The sequence below is a fragment of the Bacillus cereus group sp. N11 genome, from assembly GCF_016483605.1.
GTDB lineage: Bacteria > Bacillota > Bacilli > Bacillales > Bacillaceae_G > Bacillus_A > Bacillus_A toyonensis.
On record NZ_JAEHBN010000007.1, the window covers coordinates 109,708 to 126,408 of the forward strand.

The window sequence follows — 16,701 nt, forward strand, 5'->3', positions numbered from 1 at the left end:
ATAAAATATAAAATTTGTTTTTCTCTGATAATTTAGAAAAGTGTAAAATTTGTTATTTCCGACACTTCAGTCGGGTAAACTGGTAATATGAAACGTTTTCAAAGATTTATTTTTTCACAGGAAATTTTAATAAGATAGAAATATAAATATACAAAAAATATATTTGTGTGTATAATATGAATTATTAGAACATATATATATTTCTTTTTGTTTGAAAATGAAAGGGCTAACATTTTTATGGAGGGTGGAAATATGAAAAAAAAGATGCCGGTTTTTGTATTATCAACGGTAGCAATGAGCATGATTTTAGGGGCATGTAGTTATCAAAAAGATGAACAATCGCAAGCGAACGCAAAAGGGGATAGCGGGAAGAGCGGTGCGAAGCAAGTTATTAACTTAATTGAAACGCAAGAAATTCCAACGATGGATCCAGCATTATCAGCTGATGCAGTTTCTTCAAGAGTAATGACTAATACGATGGAAGGCTTATACAGTTTAGGAAAAGATGATAAGCTAGTTCCAGGTGTAGCGAAGGAATTCAAAAAGTCAGAAGACGGTAAAAAATATACATTTAAATTACGTGAAGACGCAAAATGGTCAAATGGTGAGCCTGTGACGGCGAAAGATTTCGTGTACGCATGGCAAAGAGCGATTAACCCAGACACAGCTGCGAAATCAGCGTACATTATGTATGATATAAAAAATGCAGAGAAAATTAATAAAAAAGAGATGAGTCCAGACCAATTAGGCGTAAAAGCAATTGATGACTATACATTAGAAGTGGAATTAGACAATTCAATTCCATATCTTGTAGATTTAATGGTATATCCAATCTTCTATCCTGTGAATGAAAAGTTTGTAAAAGAGCAGGGGACGAAGTTTGGTTTAGAAGCAAATACAACACTATATAATGGACCGTTTACACTAAGTGATTGGCAACATGAACGTAGCTTTAAAATGACAAAGAGCCCATCTTATTGGGAAAATAAAGAAGTGAAGATTGAGGAAGTAAACTTTAATATTGTAAAAGATACGTCTACGCCAATCAATTTATATGAAACAAACGCAGTCGATCGAGCGACGTTATTAGCAGAGTTCATCGATAAATATAAAGGAAAACCAGATTTCCAAACAGTAGAAGATACATCTGTATTCTTCCTTCGTTTAAATCAAAAAGATCCAGCGTTAGCAAATAAAAATATTCGTAAAGCAATTTCTCTTGCTTTTGAACGTAAGCCGTTTGTTGACACGCTATTAAATAACGGTTCTAAGCCAGCGACAGGATTAATTCCTGATAACTTCATTAAAGGACCGGATAAAAAGGACTTCCGTGCTGTAAATGGAGATATTGTAAAACCAAACGTGAAAGAAGCGAAGAAGTATTGGGAAGCTGGTAAAAAAGAGCTTGGTAAAAATGAAATCGAATTAGAGCTATTAAATGAAGACGTTGAATTATCGAAGAAAACTGGTGAATATTTAAAAGGTGAGTTAGAAAAGAATTTACCAGGTTTAACAGTGAAAATTAAACAACAACCATTTGCACAAAAACTAAAATTAGAAGATGCGGGCGATTACGTCATGTCATTCTCTGGATGGAGTGCAGACTTCCCAGATCCAGTTACATACCTTGATATGTTTGTAACGGACGGATCACAAAATAAAATGAAATATTCTAATCCGAAATATGATGAGATTATCATGAAAGCGAAGAAAGATGGAAGCGATGTAAATGCTCGTTGGAAAAACTTACTAGAAGCAGAGAAAATGTTACTTGATGATGCTGCGATTGTTCCAGTATATCAACGTGGTAGAGCATACTTACAAAGAGATTCAATTAAAAATATGTACAACCATAAATATGGTGGCGATTTAAGCTTTAAATGGGCGTCAGTAGAGAAATAAGAAAAAAGCAGGTGATTACCTGCTTTTTTTTAATACGTACGTTTCTTATAAATACCTTTCCCACCAACTTGGTTCCATCCGGATTGTACATCCAAACTTTTGTTAACAAACTTCATTTTTTCTTTTCCGCCAAAGAGTTTTTCACCGATGCTATTTGAAATGACACCAATCAATGCTGTGATTCCGATGATGAGGGCAGCAACAGTAACAAAATCAATAAAAAAAGCAATCATTTGCAAATTCCCCCTTTGCCTGTCTGTATTTTTATTGTATGAGATAAAAGATAAAAAAGAAAGAAATGTCAGAAAAATATTTGGTTTACTTTAGAAATCGTGTAGACAGGAGGGAGAATGTTTGTTAAAATAAGAACAAATGTTCCTTTTGATTCTCATTTATATAGTCTTACATTTCTTAATTGATTTATCAAGAAAAAGTAAGAAAACGTTCTCTTTTTTTAGGTGAAATTATAGATAAATAACTATATATTATATGAAAAATCAATGGGAAGTGAGTATTAAAAGGTTTGAAGGTCATTGTTAAAGTACAGCTAAAGTGAGCGTAATCATGTTACATAGCAGTGGAATACGCGGAAGAGTTTTCTCAACTAGTAGGAAATTTACTGTATATTTCTTGCAAAATCTATTGTATAATGATTATAGAAGTTACTTATTAAAAGTAATTGTTGTTTATTATAAGTTGTTGCTTACATGAAATGCGATTTTTGTACTTTGTTATAAGACAAGTTATCGCGAAAAATTGCTGAAGTTAGAATTTTAAACTGTAATTAGTACAGAATTTGTACTCTTTAAGGAGAGTGAGCTTTGTATGGTAACATTATATAGTTCTCCAAGCTGTACGTCTTGTAGAAAGGCGAAATTATGGCTAGAGGAAAATCATATTCCTTATACAGAACGTAATATTTTCTCAGATCCATTAACGATTGAGGAAATTAAAGAGATTTTACGTATGACAGAAAGCGGAACAGATGAGATTATTTCTACTCGTTCGAAAGTTTTCCAAGAATTAAATGTAAACTTAGAGTCTTTACCACTTCAAGATTTATATAAGATGATTCGTGACTATCCAGGGATTTTACGTCGTCCAATTATGATTGACGAGAAGCGTCTTCAAGTAGGTTACAATGAAGATGAAATCCGTCGTTTCTTACCACGTACAGTAAGAACGTTCCAATTACGTGAAGCACAACGTCTTGTAAATTAATTATAATAATATGAAAACCTTCTACCTATTATATAGTAGAAGGTTTTTTTTATTGTTTCACATTTCGTATGCGAACTTGTTGAACGATAATACCGATGCATAGAACAGTGAAAATGAACAAGAAAGGAATGCTTGTAGTGAAACTTTGGTTGTTATGAAAAAAGGTTGCAAGTCTGTCTTCGTGTGTAATCATCTTTCCAGCTGTATAGGCGAGTATCGCTGCTCCGCAATAAATGAGAAGTGGAAAGCGTTCCATAAGGATTAAAATAAGTTTGCTGCCCCAAATAATAATCGGAATAGAAATGAGTAACCCGATTATGACGAGTAATAATCTTCCGTGAGCCGCACCTGCAATAGCGATGACATTGTCAAACCCCATAACGAGATCCGCGAATACAATTGTACGCACAGCTTGGAATAAAGTTGTTTTCCCTTGAATAGAAGAAAGATCGTTGCTATTATCAGTTAATAAATTTACTGCAATGAATGTAAGTAAAATGCCGCCGATAAGCTGTAAAAATGGAATGTCGAGTAAGTAGACAGCTATTATTGTAAGAAGAATTCGTAGCACAATTGCTAAAAGAGTACCGATCAAAATGGCTTTATTTCGTTTTGCTTCAGGTAAATTCCGGCTAGCTAATGCAATGACAATTGCATTGTCACCACCTAATACAACATCAATACCGACAATCATTAGTACAGATGTTAAAAACTCTAAGTCCATTCGTCTGCCTCCATTTATGATGTTTTAATAAGCGAAATATATGTATGTGATGAAGAAAGTGGGAACTAAATAATCTCCTCTAATAGAAGTTTCACTTTATTACAGTGTACGGGGGAATATAGAAATGTATGTCCAAATTTTTCGTGTGTAAAGAATTGTCATAATGATATATTTATGTAGACAATCGAATAAAGATAGGCATATAACTATTTTTGTAAAATAAATCGATTTTATTTCCCTTCTGGAGAATCTTATCATAAAATGAGAGTACAAGAATCTATTGATTTGTCATATGAGTGGGGGATCCCTTCATAACAATTCTAAACAGGAAGGGAGAGTTGTATTTTGGAAATTGAAAGAATTAACGATCATACGATGAAGTTTTTTATTACGTACATTGATATAGAGGACAGAGGGTTTAATCGTGAAGAAATTTGGTATGACCGCGAACGTAGTGAAGAGCTCTTTTGGGAGATGATGGACGAAGCTCGTGATCATGATGACTTCTTTATTGATGGACCGTTATGGATTCAAGTGCAAGCAGTCGATAAAGGGATTGAAGTACTTGTCACGAAAGCCGAGCTCTCAAAGGATGGACAAAAGCTAGAGCTACCGATAGGTGTAGACAAAATTATAGACATTCCTTTAGATGAGGGTATCGAGTCATTATTCCAGCAAGAATTAGTGGAAGAGGTAGAAGAACAAACGGGAACAAACTTTAATGAAGATGGTACGTTTGGCTTTTTAATTAAGTTTAATGATTTTGAAGATGTTATTTCATTAAGTCATCGTCTTATCTTTGAAGATATAAAAGATGAGCTGTATTCATTTGATGACCGCTATTATGTATATGTGGAATTCGATGAAGTGCTACATGATGAAGAAGAAATTGATCGTATTTTAAGTATTATTTTAGAATATGGAGAAGAATCAACTTTAACAATTCATCGTGTGAGTGAGTATGGGAAACAAATTGTGAAAGAGCGTGCGCTTGAAACAATTCGCAATAATTTTCCTGCTAAAACGTAGGCCGATTTCTGTAGTATGAAATCGGCTTTTTATATGAAGAATAGGAAAGCTTTCTTAGTAAGGAGGTAAGAGATGAAAAATACGTTAAAGTTGATTTTCTTTGTTCTACTATTGTTCGCATTATTTGTTTCGTTACGTATGTTTATTGATGTAGCATTTTATTCGGATGTAATTGGGATAAAAGATGTTTCGATTTTAGGTATTATTAGTATTTTATTTACGGTATCTGCATTTTTAATTGGCTGCGTTATTTTTTTAGAAAACCGTCACCCGTCTAAAACACTTACATGGCTCATTGTGTTAGGTATTTTTCCGGTATTTGGATTCTTCGCTTATTTATTATTTGGACAAAACTTTCGGAGAAAGAGAATGTTCCAAAAGAAGGCGTTACTGGATGAACAGGCGTTTTTACAATATAAGGGGCATGAAGATTATGAAGAACGGATGTTACGTAATCATAAGCATCAAGAGCTGTTATTTCGTTTAGCGGACCGCTTAGGTGCTTTAAATATTTCATTTCAAACGGAAACGAGAACATTAACAAATGGGGATGAAACGTTTCAGGCCATTTTAGATGGATTAAAACGAGCGAAACACCACATTCATATGGAATATTACATTGTGCGTGATGATAAGCTTGGAACAGAAATTAAAGATATTTTAATACAAAAATCAAAAGAAGGCGTAGTCGTTCGGTTTTTATATGATGCGGTTGGAAGTTTTAGGTTATCGAATTCGTATATTGAAGAATTAAATGACGCAGGTGTCGAAATGATTCCGTTCTTTCCTGTGCGCTTTCCAATTTTAAACGATAAGATTAATTATCGAAACCACCGGAAAATCGTTGTTATTGATGGAAATGAAGGGTTTGTAGGTGGGTTAAATATTGGAGATGAATATTTAGGGAAGGATAAATATTTCGGTTTTTGGCGAGACACACATTTATATTTGCGTGGTGAGGCTGTTCAAAGTTTACAGCTTATTTTCCTTCAAGATTGGTTTTATATGACTGGTGAGGCAGTGCTGGCTCCAGAATATTTACAGGCAAAAGCAGTTGAAGGTGATCATTGGGGCGGAGTTCAGCTAATTGCAGGTGGACCAGATAATAAATGGGAAACGATTAAACATTTATATTTTGCAATGATCTCTTCTGCTCGGAAATCTATTTGGATTGCAACACCGTATTTCATTCCGGATGATGATATTTTATCTGCATTAAAGGTAGCGGCACTTGCTGGTATTGATGTTCGTTTATTAATGCCGAGTAAGCCTGATAAGCGCACTGTCTTTTATGCATCAAGATCATATTTCCCTGAGCTTTTAGATGCAGGAGTAAAGATATATGAATACGAAAAAGGTTTTCTTCATAGTAAAGTTGTCATCGTTGATTCTGATTTAGCTTCAATTGGGACAGCAAATATGGATATGAGAAGTTTTCATTTGAACTTTGAAGTGAATGCCTTTTTATATGATACAGATAGCATTCGAAAACTCGTTCAAGACTTTAAAGATGATTTAGAAGAATCAAGTGAAATTCATGTCGATCGTTTTCATAAAAGACGTCTTCATAGACGAATTGTTGAATCGACATATCGATTATTATCACCTTTATTATAAAAAGAGATGTCCGAAATTGGGACATCTCTTTTTTAAAAGGGATTTGTAATAAATTGTAGAATATAAGGAGCTGAAAGGGTGTGATTATAATGTTTATCGCTAAAAGAGAAAACGGAGAGAAAATTCATCTACTCTATAATCGAAATGAAGAGCTTTTACAACGTATGCGTAAAAGGGAGCGTTTCTTTTGTATAGCTTGTGGAAAGGAAGTGCAAATGAAATTAGGGAAACAAAAAAGTTGGCATTTTGCTCATAAGAAAGTGGAGTCATGCCTTGCTTTTTATGAAGCAGAATCTATATATCATATGCACGGTAAAGAATTGCTATATAGATGGTTGAAACGTCAAAATTTCCATGTGGATATAGAGCGTTACCTTCCAAAAATCCAGCAAAGACCAGATATTTTCGTAGAGAGAGCAGGTAGGGAAATTGCGATTGAATATCAATGCGCCAATCTCTCCATAGAACAACTTTCTAAACGAACATACTCGTATTGGCAAGCGGGCATTCAGGTCATCTGGATCATTGGTGGAAATCAATTAAAAAAGCAAGCTGCATATTGGATGAAATTTTCCTCGCTTCTGGCTTTCTCCTTACAATCTTATCCTCAGCCATTTCTTATTTTCTTTTGTCCGAAACAAAAATCATTTATGAAATGTGCCTTTATCACTCCGTTTTCTACAAACGTCTCTTTCTCACATATTATGTATTTACCAAACGATACAACTACTTTTGAGTTACTCTTTTCCCCTGTTCCTTTCCGGAAAGAAATATTAGGACAGGAATGGAAGAAGCGAAAGGACTACTTTCGGCAAAATGCCCTGTCTATTTGGAATTATAATCATAAGTCACTATTACGCCTCTTATATCAATTTAAATGTACTCCAGCGAGCTTTCCTTCTGAAATTGGTGTTCCACTCCCGTCTTCATTTGCTTTTCAAACAAATCCATTTACATGGCAAGCTTTTCTATACATGAAGTGTATAGAAAAGCTTGCGGTAGGGAATTGTATTTCCCTTCAATATGTGTGTAGTTATGTAAAAAAATATACGAAAAGGCGCTTACTTCCGTACTTTTCACAACATATATGGAAAGTAGCGGTTACTGAATATATGACTTTTTTATGTTTTGTAGGCGTGTTGCGTAAAGTAGGAACTTATACGTACCGAAAAATGAGGAATATAGTTATGTTACAGACGGAGGAGGAAGTTAGGAAATATGATGAGATTTGCCTAACTTATGCGCTATCTCTATTTGAGACAAAGTTCAACATGGGAGAAGAAAAAGGGGATATAATAAAGAATGAACGTGAAGGAATTACATAAGAAAAACAGAATTGTACTTAAGTAGAGATATTTAAAGGAGGGCTTACAGAATGTCTGAACAAAATAAAGCAAAAACATTACCAGATCGCAATGAGATTGAAGAAGCAAGTACGTGGCGATTAGAAGATATTTTCCAAACAGATGCAGAATGGGAAAAAGAATTTCAAGCGATTAAAGAGTTACTACCGCAGTTAACTGAATTTAAAGGGAAGCTTGGTGACTCTGCGAACAACTTACTTGAGGCACTGCAATATGAAGATGAAATTTCAATGCGACTAGGTAAGCTATATACATATGCTCATATGCGTTACGATCAAGATACAACAAACTCTGTGTATCAAGCTTTAAATGATCGTGCGACGAATTTATATTCACAAGTATCTAGTAGCACAGCGTATATCGTACCTGAAATTTTATCTATTTCAGAAGATACACTACAAGCATTTTTAAAAGAAAATAGAGACTTAAGTGTATATGAACATGCATTAGAAGAAATTACACGTCAACGTCCACACGTATTATCTGAGGCTGAGGAAGCTTTATTAGCGGAAGCATCTGAAGTAATGAGTTCATCAAGTAATACATTTGGTATGTTGAATAATGCGGATTTGAAATTCCCGTCTATTAAAGGCGAGGACGGAGAAGAAATAGAAATTACGCATGGTCGTTACATTCAGTTTTTAGAAAGTGATGATCGTCGTGTTCGCGAAGATGCATTCAAAGCTGTATTTGAAACGTATGGGAAATTTAAGAACACATTTGCAAGTACGTTAAGCGGAGCAGTGAAACGTAATAATTTCAATGCACGTATTCGTAAATATGACTCTGCTCGCCAAGCTGCATTGAGCAATAATAATATTCCTGAAGCAGTTTACGATCAACTCGTTGAAACGGTAAATGATCACTTACATTTATTGCACCGTTACATCGATATTCGAAAGCGTGCGCTAGGACTTGATGAACTTCATATGTACGATTTATATACACCACTTGTACAAGAAGTGAAAATGAATGTGAAATATGAAGAAGCACAAGACATGTTATTAAAATCTTTAAACGTACTTGGTGATGAGTATGTTGAAATTTTGAAAGAAGCATATGAAAATCGCTGGGTAGATGTGTATGAGAATAAAGGAAAACGAAGCGGAGCATATTCATCTGGTGCATACGGAACAAATCCTTATATTTTAATGAACTGGCATGATAATGTAAATAATTTATTTACACTTGCTCATGAGTTTGGTCATTCTGTGCATAGTTATTACACAAGAAAGACACAGCCGCACGTATACGGTGATTATTCAATCTTCGTTGCAGAGGTAGCGTCAACTTGTAATGAAGCGCTTCTAAATGATTATTTATTAAAAACGACAGAAGATAAAAAAGAGCGCCTATATTTATTAAATCATTATTTAGAAGGATTCCGTGGTACTGTATTCCGTCAAACGATGTTCGCAGAGTTTGAGCATATTATTCATAAGAAAGTACAAGAAGGACATGCTGTTACGCCAGATATGTTAACGGAGATCTACTACGACTTAAATAAGAAATATTTCGGTGACGCTTTAGTAATCGACGAAGAAATTGGGTTAGAATGGTCTCGCATTCCGCACTTCTACTACAACTATTACGTATACCAATATGCAACAGGATTTAGTGCAGCAACGGCTCTATCTAAACAGATTTTAGAAGAAGGGCAACCAGCGGTAGAACGTTACATTAATGAATTCTTAAAAGCAGGAAGCTCTGATTATCCAATTGAAGTGCTGAAAAAAGCAGGAGTTGATATGGCATCTCCTGAACCAGTGAAAGAGGCACTACAAGTATTTGAAGAGAAATTAAATGAATTAGAAGCGTTATTATTTGAAGAAAAGTAATGAGAAAAGACGAGGGATTTTATCCTCGTCTTTTTTGTTTAAAAATACAATTTGTCGATATTTGTCGAAATAAAAATCGGTTTTCCTTACTATTTCTAAATTTGAAGACAGTTTTATAGTTAATTTTTGAATTCAAAATCCTTTAAATCGTTTTCTATGGTTGAAATAAGAGAGAGCGATGACGATGACTCCGAATAAAAGAGGAAAGGCGATAATTTTAGGAAAAGCTTGTAATAGAGAGAGAATGTACAAGAAAAAAGAAACAAGGACACATGAAAAAATTAGTAAAATATAGGATTTCTTTATGAAAAACACCTCCTAAAGGGCTTTTATATAGCTTATTCAAAAATGAAAACGTTTAGAATGTGACAAAAGTGTGAAATTCGACAAAAGGGGTTGTCATCTGACGTCGAATCTTGTAATATAATAAGCGTGAACGAATTCACATACAAACATATACCCCTTTGTTTGAACGTGAAAATTTCTCCCATCCCCTTTAATATTTTTATAAGCCGTAAAGAAAAAGACCTGGTGTTTACACCAGGTCTTTTTCTATTGCTATCCATTTCCAATAACGCTCACATTTTACGTCAATCATTTGTACTTTGCGTTTCAGTTGTAATTTTTTTAGTTCGCGCTCGATCTCTTGTTGCGAGCAGTCATATATAAATGCTACTTCTTTTGAAGATATAAATTGCGTTGCTTCTAGTAACATTTCTAAAGGCGGTAATGGTTCTGGCTCGATTTCACATTTTACGAGCTCTTTTAATAATTGTACGTATACATCATAGGAATAAGTTCCAGCGATTTTAATACCTTCTTCATCTGAGTTCGCATGAAAAAAGACGAGGGAAGGTATTTCTGTAATATGCATTTCATTTGTGAATTTTAAGTCACATTGGAAAGCTTTTTTTGCGCTGGCGGAATGTAGATCTTTTTTAAATTCTTCTACATCAATATTGCTATCTTTTGCACATGCAAGCAATAATTCGCAGTCAGGGTTTGATACATTTTCAAGGAAAATGTATTCTTGGAGTTTTCGCAAAAACTTCGAACCTGCTTTTCGGCCTTGTAACTCCGCTGCCTTAATTGCCATCGAAACTAAATATGGTGTTGATGATGCCTCTTGCATATGTACTTTTCCATCACATGAAAAACCTTGTAAACTTGTTGTCTTTTCCCACACAAATCGAATATTAGCAGGTTTATTCCATTTGTGTGAGGAAGCGTTCGTTCCGTCCACTTTTCCAGTTACAATATGACGAATAGAGAAGTATTTCCCGTATTCAAGCCATAGTTTAATAATAAAGGGTTCAATTTCCCAGCAATCTTTACAAAGTGGATCAATAAATAAATATGCTTCTACAGACTTATGCTCACATGCGGAAGGAGATGGCATATTGATATGCTTTGCTTCCTGTTTATCCATTATATTTCACCTGTTTCGTTTGGAGTATTAACCATATGCTGAGCAGTTAATGCTAAACGTTCAAAAACGAACTCTCTTATATGACCGTGTACTCCTGTGTCATCCATTGCTTGATCCATACATGATAGCCAAGCCTCTGCTCGTTTTGGCGTAATCTCAAACGGAAGATGGCGTGCTCTTAACATAGGATGACCATGTTCTTCAGTGTACAAATTAGGACCACCTAAATATTGTGTTAAAAATTGTTTTTGCTTCCTAGCTGTTTCTGTTAAATCATCCGGGAAGATGGGAGATAAGTCAGGGTGTTTACTGACATAGGAATAAAATGTGTCTACTAATATTGCAATGCATTGTTCACCGCCAATTGCTTCAAATGGTGTCATCGGTTGCTTGCTCATCCTTTATAAACTCCTTTTTCCATGAAATGTATATCTATTGTAGCAATGGAATGTTCGAGAGGGCAAATAAACAGCCTTCCTAACATTTTTTGCTTCTTCTACAGGTGTAAATGAACCTTTTACTTTTTAAGAAGTGAGATGTATCCACTAGTAGAACGGATTCACTAGTGGAATTTTCACTTTAGCGTGCTTTGTTTTGTTTGGCAAGGAAAAAGCGTTTTACTTTGTTATTTGTATGGCGAACTGGTACGTTATGCTGTGTTAACAAATGAATAAATGCAGCTTTTCCTGTTTCTTCGTCTTGCACTTCATATTCAATTTCATAATCATCGTGATTGTAATAGAAACTATGATCAAAGACAAGCGTTCCGCCTTCAAATAATGTTTCAGCTCTTTCAGTTGTTAAACTGCCCATATAAGTTAAAGCGGAAACAGGAATTTGTAATTTGTGTAGTTGGTCTACTACAGCACCTTGAATGATTGTGTTTGTTTCCATCATCATTTTTGCTTCGGCCTCGGTTACAACTTGATGCGTTTCTAACAAGCCGATTTCTGCAGGTTGTTTTAACGTTAATGTATAAGTTTCCCCTTTATGACGAATACGAAGTGCAGAACCAGCTTCTTTTAATGAAAAGTCGGGCGTTTCAAAGTAGTGATTCACTTGTTTCGTGAAAGCTTCAATAGAAAAAGATTTGCATAATGATTGGAATTCTTCTTCTGTAACGATATTTTTAAATTCAATTTCAATTTCTTGTGTCATTGTATGCGCTCCTTTTGAAAAATAATTCTTTACACATTATCGCTTTTTCACAAATTTGGTTCAATGTTTTATTTGTTTGCGTCCATGTTATGATACAATAATACTGTTAAGTAAGACAGGAAGTTGAGATGGAGGAGTTCGAGCATGCAAAATAAAATTCAAGTAAAGAGCGTAGAAATGAGAGAGAATGCGCTTATTTTTTGTGCGGAAAATACTGAAATAGAGGTAAAGGAGTTAAGTGCGCGTAATCACGTACTTGTAGACTCAGACAATTTATCATTTTTATATATCTTAGAAAACGAATCATCTTTCATATATGTAAGTATTCCGCATACATGCTGGGAAGCAATGCGTGAAGCAATGAATAAAGATACAGCGATGTTTATTCAAGTGAATGATGTTGAAATGGAATTAGAAGGTTTAAAAGAAGAAGTAGAATATTTAGTTGAAAATATTGAAGGTAATGCAAATTACGGAGAAGAACTAGTAACTGCTGTAGAAAAAGTATTTCTATAAGCAAATGGATTGATTTTGGTGGTGGTTGAAATGAATCGAAATTGGGAAGAATTTTTAGCACCTTACCATCAAGCGGTGGCAGAGCTGAAAGTGAAACTAAAAGGAATGCGTACTCAATTTGCAATGTTAACAGAGCATTCTCCAATTGAGTTTGTAACAGGAAGGGTAAAGTCGGTTGCAAGTATCATTGATAAAGCGGAGAAGAGAAATGTACCGCTAGACCGGCTCAGAGAAGATATGCAGGATATCGCGGGCCTTCGAATGATGTGTCAATTTGTTGATGAGATTAAGCCTGTTGTAGAATATCTCCGAAAACGAAATGACTTTGAAATCGTGGAAGAGCGTGATTATGTTACGCAAAAGAAAGATAGCGGTTATCGCTCTTATCACGTTGTTATTAGTTATCCTGTTCAAACGATTCAAGGGGAACAAAAAGTATTGGTAGAAATCCAAATACGCACGCTAGCAATGAACTTTTGGGCAACGATTGAGCATTCTTTGAATTATAAATATAGTGGGCGTTTCCCTGAAGATATTAAAATACGCTTGCAACGTGCAGCGGAAGCGGCGTTTTTATTGGATGAAGAAATGTCTTCTATTCGTCTTGAAATTCAAGAAGCACAAAAGGCTTTTTCAAGAAAGCAAGAAACGAAAGATTCCGAATCATAAACTAAAGGGTGTTGGCGATGAAATTTACAATTATGTCAAAGGGAGATCAATCATCAGATACACTAGCAAGCACGATGAAAGAGTACTTGCTAGATTTTGGATTCATTATGGATGAAAAGGAACCCGATATTGTAATTTCTGTTGGGGGAGATGGAACGCTTTTATATGCGTTTCATCGTTATTATAATCGATTGGATGAAACAGCATTTGTTGGTGTACATACAGGGCATTTAGGTTTCTATGCAGATTGGTTACCGACAGAAGTAGAGAAATTAGTAATTGCGATTGCTAAAACGCCATTCCAAGTGGTGGAATATCCGCTTTTAGAAGTGATTATTCGCTATGTGAATGGAAGTAAAGAGTCACAGTATTTAGCGATGAATGAAGCGACTGTAAAAAGTGCAGAGGGCACATTAGTAACAGAAGTGGAAATACGGGGAGAGTACTTTGAAACATTCCGCGGGGATGGTCTATGTATCTCAACTCCTTCAGGAAGTACTGCCTATAATAAAGCACTTGGCGGTGCAATTATTCACCCTTCTATTGAAGCAATTCAAATTGCAGAAATGGCATCCATTAACAACCGTGTGTTTCGTACTGTAGGCTCGCCGCTTGTATTGCCGAAGCATCATACATGTGTGTTGAAGCCGGCTCCAGGGATGAACTTACAAATTACGGTGGACCATTTAACGATGGTTCATCAAGATGTGAAATCAATCCAGTATCGCGTTGCAAACGAGAAAGTGCGATTTGTTCGTTTCCGCCCGTTCCCATTTTGGAAACGTGTCCGTGACTCGTTTGTTGCAGATAAATAGAAGGGGTTTATATATTGAACAGATTTACATTGAAATGGGATATAGAGTCAGCTGAAGAGGGAACTTTAGTTAGAGAATTTTTGAAAACAAAAGGGATTTCTAAAGCTGCTTTAACGGATATAAAATTTCATGGCGGAGCCATTGAAGTAAATGGTCAATATGCAAGCGTTCGTCATCAACTACAAGCGGGGGAACAATTACGTGTTTTTTTTCCAGTGGAAGAAAGAAGTGAAGGGATGATTGCGGAAGATATCCCACTATGCATTGTATATGAAGATGATGCAGTTCTTGTCATCAATAAAGAAGCGAACATGTCAACGATTCCGTCTAGAGAACATCCAGAGGGAAGTGTTGCTAACGCGCTTTTGTCTTATTATGATAAGCAGCATCTTGCCAGTACGGTGCACATTGTAACAAGGTTGGATCGTGATACGTCAGGACTCATGCTTATTGCAAAAAATCGTTTCGTACATCATCTTTTATCGAAACAACATCAACAAAAAGCTGTGAAACGAACGTATGAAGCAATTGTTCATGGAGAGATGATAAAACGTGAAGGAACGATTGATGCACCGATTGGTAGAAAATCAGATAGCATCATTGAACGAACAGTTTGTGAGGATGGACAGAGGGCAGTTACTCATTTTAGAGTGATTCATAGTTCCTCGCAAAAGACGCATGTATCTCTTGAACTTGAGACAGGAAGAACGCATCAAATCCGCGTGCATATGGCTCATATAGGACATCCGTTACTTGGTGATGACTTATATGGAGGAAGAAGGGATGAAATGAAACGACAAGCACTTCACAGTACATCTTTGGCGTTTTATCATCCTATTTTAGAAAAGGAACTGTCTTTTGCTACGACGATTCCAAGCGATATGCAGCAGTTATTAATGCACGCTTAAAAAGGGACCAAAATTCTTATGTAATGAAGAATTTTGGTCCCTTTTTTCTTAGCGGAATAATATTAAAATTTGATTATCATCCGTACGCTTAATAACGAAAAATCCACTTTCCGCTTTTGTAGCAATGCCGTCATCATTTGGACGACAATATCCATGCGGTTCGCAAGTGCCATCATCACGTACTAACATTTGTCCAATTAATCCGACAGGAAGCCAACCAGAACGGTCTTTTCTTGCTATATATTTGCAAGCTGGATCCCATTCTGTATTTAAAAGTGGTTGTATTTCTTGTGTTTCTGTACGTACATATTGACGCTTTCCAAAGTTATCTGTTTTATAGCGCTTTTGCCAACTTAAAGCACCACTATTTCCTATAATAGCGGGGGTTGCACTAGATATTCCTAAAATGAAAGAATCGTTTGAAGTAGCTATCCGAATTTTTTCTTCGCTACTAAATGTAACGAAATAACCGACATCAATAGCTTTATGGTCCGCGGTTTCAAACATTTGTGCAAAATCCGTTCCGCCTGCATTGTAAGAAGCACCCTCAATGTACATTTCTCCATTATGAGCAAGCCATTTAGCACCGATATTATGATCGGTATCGTTTGTTCCATTTGCAATAAACCAAGAATAGGCTTCTTCGGCCGTGCCGAATCGACCCATAATATGGCTTCCTGCAAAATGAGCTGTTGATGTATGATTACCTTCCGCATGAGAAGAGAATCCATTAGCGATAGTTGCGGTTCCTTCTGCGTGTGCTGCTTCGCCTAAAGCAATCGTATGTTTACCTTCCGCGTGAGAATAAGAGCCGCCTGCTGTCGTTTCACTTCCTTCACTATGCGAACTATGTCCAGTTGCTTTTGTTTTCGATCCTTCTGCATGGGAGCAAGTTGCTTTTGCGTGTGTAAGAAGTCCTTCTGCATGTGAAACTGTACCCTCTGCATGAGAGTGAAGCCCCTCTGCATGTGAATATCGGCCTTCTTTTTTTACTTTCGTATTTTCAGGTGCAGGAGTCTGAATTATGATCGTTTTTTCTGTTTGTATATTATTTGATGGAGTTAATGCTTCTTTTATTTTTTTTACTTGGTTTATAATATCGGTTGGAATTTCTGGTTGTATTTTTTTATTTATTGCTACAGGAATGTTCTCTTCCGTATTTTCCTGTTTTTCTTCAGAATGCAGTATTTGTTCATCGTGATGAGAGAGATGTTTATTTTTTTGTTGCATCTTTACTTTTCTACGATTGATTATGCGACTCATTACAGCATTTTCTAAAGAGACATATTTTGTTTTAGCTTTGCTCTTTTTTGATGACTCTTGTTCTTCTAGTTCTTCTATAGCTGCAGCTCGAATGCCGCACCAGTTGTTAATTCCATACATGGGCTGATATAAAGGGTGGAATTTTCTTTTTTGTTTAGAAGATTTTTTCTTCATTCTGTCACCTCCTGCGACATTATATGTCGTGCAATTAAAAAAAGATGCACTTTATTGCATCTTTTTTTAATTGC

At 35.6% G+C, this 16,701-nt stretch carries 16 protein-coding genes; 10 read left to right on the forward strand and 6 right to left on the reverse strand.

Annotation, left to right across the window (positions count from 1 at the left end; genetic code table 11):
* The first annotated feature begins 252 nt into the window (after window positions 1–252).
* Window positions 253–1,902, forward strand: coding sequence for a peptide ABC transporter substrate-binding protein (locus JDS98_RS13350; RefSeq protein ID WP_000728607.1), 1,650 nt, complete (start codon window positions 253–255; stop codon window positions 1,900–1,902).
* Between the two features lie 29 nt (window positions 1,903–1,931).
* On the opposite strand, the gene JDS98_RS13355 is transcribed toward JDS98_RS13350, so the two are convergent.
* Window positions 1,932–2,135, reverse strand: a complete 204-nt coding sequence (locus JDS98_RS13355) for a hypothetical protein (protein WP_000559975.1) — start codon at window positions 2,133–2,135, stop codon at window positions 1,932–1,934.
* A gap of 592 nt (window positions 2,136–2,727) precedes the next feature.
* Between JDS98_RS13355 and spx the strand changes: the two genes are divergently transcribed.
* A complete protein-coding gene (spx, locus tag JDS98_RS13360) occupies window positions 2,728–3,123 on the forward strand; it encodes a transcriptional regulator Spx (RefSeq protein ID WP_000258267.1) in 396 nt (131 codons plus the stop codon).
* Between the two features lie 49 nt (window positions 3,124–3,172).
* Here spx and JDS98_RS13365 read toward each other — a convergent pair whose 3' ends face one another.
* Window positions 3,173–3,847, reverse strand: coding sequence for a TerC family protein (locus JDS98_RS13365; protein ID WP_199633968.1), 675 nt, complete (start codon window positions 3,845–3,847; stop codon window positions 3,173–3,175).
* A gap of 345 nt (window positions 3,848–4,192) precedes the next feature.
* On the opposite strand from JDS98_RS13365, the gene mecA reads away from it, so the two are divergent.
* The 4 genes from mecA to pepF all read left to right on the forward strand — a co-directional run bounded on the left by mecA (window position 4,193) and on the right by pepF (window position 9,695).
* Window positions 4,193–4,876: an adaptor protein MecA gene (gene mecA, locus JDS98_RS13370; RefSeq protein WP_000402125.1), complete on the forward strand. Its 684-nt coding sequence runs from the start codon at window positions 4,193–4,195 to the stop codon at window positions 4,874–4,876.
* A 72-nt stretch (window positions 4,877–4,948) separates the two neighbouring features.
* Window positions 4,949–6,493, forward strand: coding sequence for a cardiolipin synthase (locus JDS98_RS13375; RefSeq protein WP_000799211.1), 1,545 nt, complete (start codon window positions 4,949–4,951; stop codon window positions 6,491–6,493).
* 80 nt (window positions 6,494–6,573) lie between these two features.
* On the forward strand, window positions 6,574–7,818 hold the full coding sequence (locus JDS98_RS13380) for a competence protein CoiA (protein WP_002093814.1): 1,245 nt from the start codon (window positions 6,574–6,576) through the stop codon (window positions 7,816–7,818).
* 50 nt (window positions 7,819–7,868) lie between these two features.
* Window positions 7,869–9,695: an oligoendopeptidase F gene (gene pepF / locus JDS98_RS13385; protein WP_000003362.1), complete on the forward strand. Its 1,827-nt coding sequence runs from the start codon at window positions 7,869–7,871 to the stop codon at window positions 9,693–9,695.
* A gap of 535 nt (window positions 9,696–10,230) precedes the next feature.
* Here pepF and JDS98_RS13390 read toward each other — a convergent pair.
* The 3 genes from JDS98_RS13390 to JDS98_RS13400 form a co-directional block, all read right to left on the reverse strand.
* Window positions 10,231–11,124: a ClpXP adapter SpxH family protein gene (locus JDS98_RS13390; RefSeq protein WP_000360648.1), complete on the reverse strand. Its 894-nt coding sequence runs from the start codon at window positions 11,122–11,124 to the stop codon at window positions 10,231–10,233.
* Entirely contained in the window at window positions 11,124–11,522 is a 399-nt protein-coding gene (locus JDS98_RS13395; RefSeq protein ID WP_098911379.1) for a globin domain-containing protein, read from the reverse strand. Before JDS98_RS13395 ends, JDS98_RS13390 begins: the two co-directional genes overlap by 1 nt.
* 181 nt (window positions 11,523–11,703) lie before the next feature.
* Complete coding sequence (locus tag JDS98_RS13400; protein ID WP_000191111.1) at window positions 11,704–12,282, reverse strand: CYTH domain-containing protein; 579 nt, start codon at window positions 12,280–12,282, stop codon at window positions 11,704–11,706.
* 144 nt (window positions 12,283–12,426) lie between these two features.
* On the opposite strand from JDS98_RS13400, the gene JDS98_RS13405 reads away from it, so the two are divergent.
* Genes JDS98_RS13405 through JDS98_RS13420 form a run of 4 tightly spaced genes read left to right on the forward strand, consistent with a single transcriptional unit; the run spans window position 12,427 to window position 15,190 of the window.
* A complete protein-coding gene (locus JDS98_RS13405) occupies window positions 12,427–12,798 on the forward strand; it encodes a UPF0738 family protein (RefSeq protein ID WP_001180013.1) in 372 nt (123 codons plus the stop codon).
* A gap of 30 nt (window positions 12,799–12,828) precedes the next feature.
* On the forward strand, window positions 12,829–13,467 hold the full coding sequence (gene yjbM / locus JDS98_RS13410; protein WP_001081482.1) for a GTP diphosphokinase: 639 nt from the start codon (window positions 12,829–12,831) through the stop codon (window positions 13,465–13,467).
* Between the two features lie 17 nt (window positions 13,468–13,484).
* On the forward strand, window positions 13,485–14,282 hold the full coding sequence (locus JDS98_RS13415) for an NAD kinase (protein ID WP_000673191.1): 798 nt from the start codon (window positions 13,485–13,487) through the stop codon (window positions 14,280–14,282).
* 14 nt (window positions 14,283–14,296) lie between these two features.
* A complete protein-coding gene (locus JDS98_RS13420) occupies window positions 14,297–15,190 on the forward strand; it encodes an RluA family pseudouridine synthase (RefSeq protein ID WP_199633969.1) in 894 nt (297 codons plus the stop codon).
* A gap of 48 nt (window positions 15,191–15,238) precedes the next feature.
* Here the strand turns inward: JDS98_RS13420 and JDS98_RS13425 are convergent, their stop codons facing one another.
* Entirely contained in the window at window positions 15,239–16,627 is a 1,389-nt protein-coding gene (locus JDS98_RS13425; protein WP_000730504.1) for a peptidase G2 autoproteolytic cleavage domain-containing protein, read from the reverse strand.
* Between the last annotated feature and the right edge of the window lie 74 nt (window positions 16,628–16,701).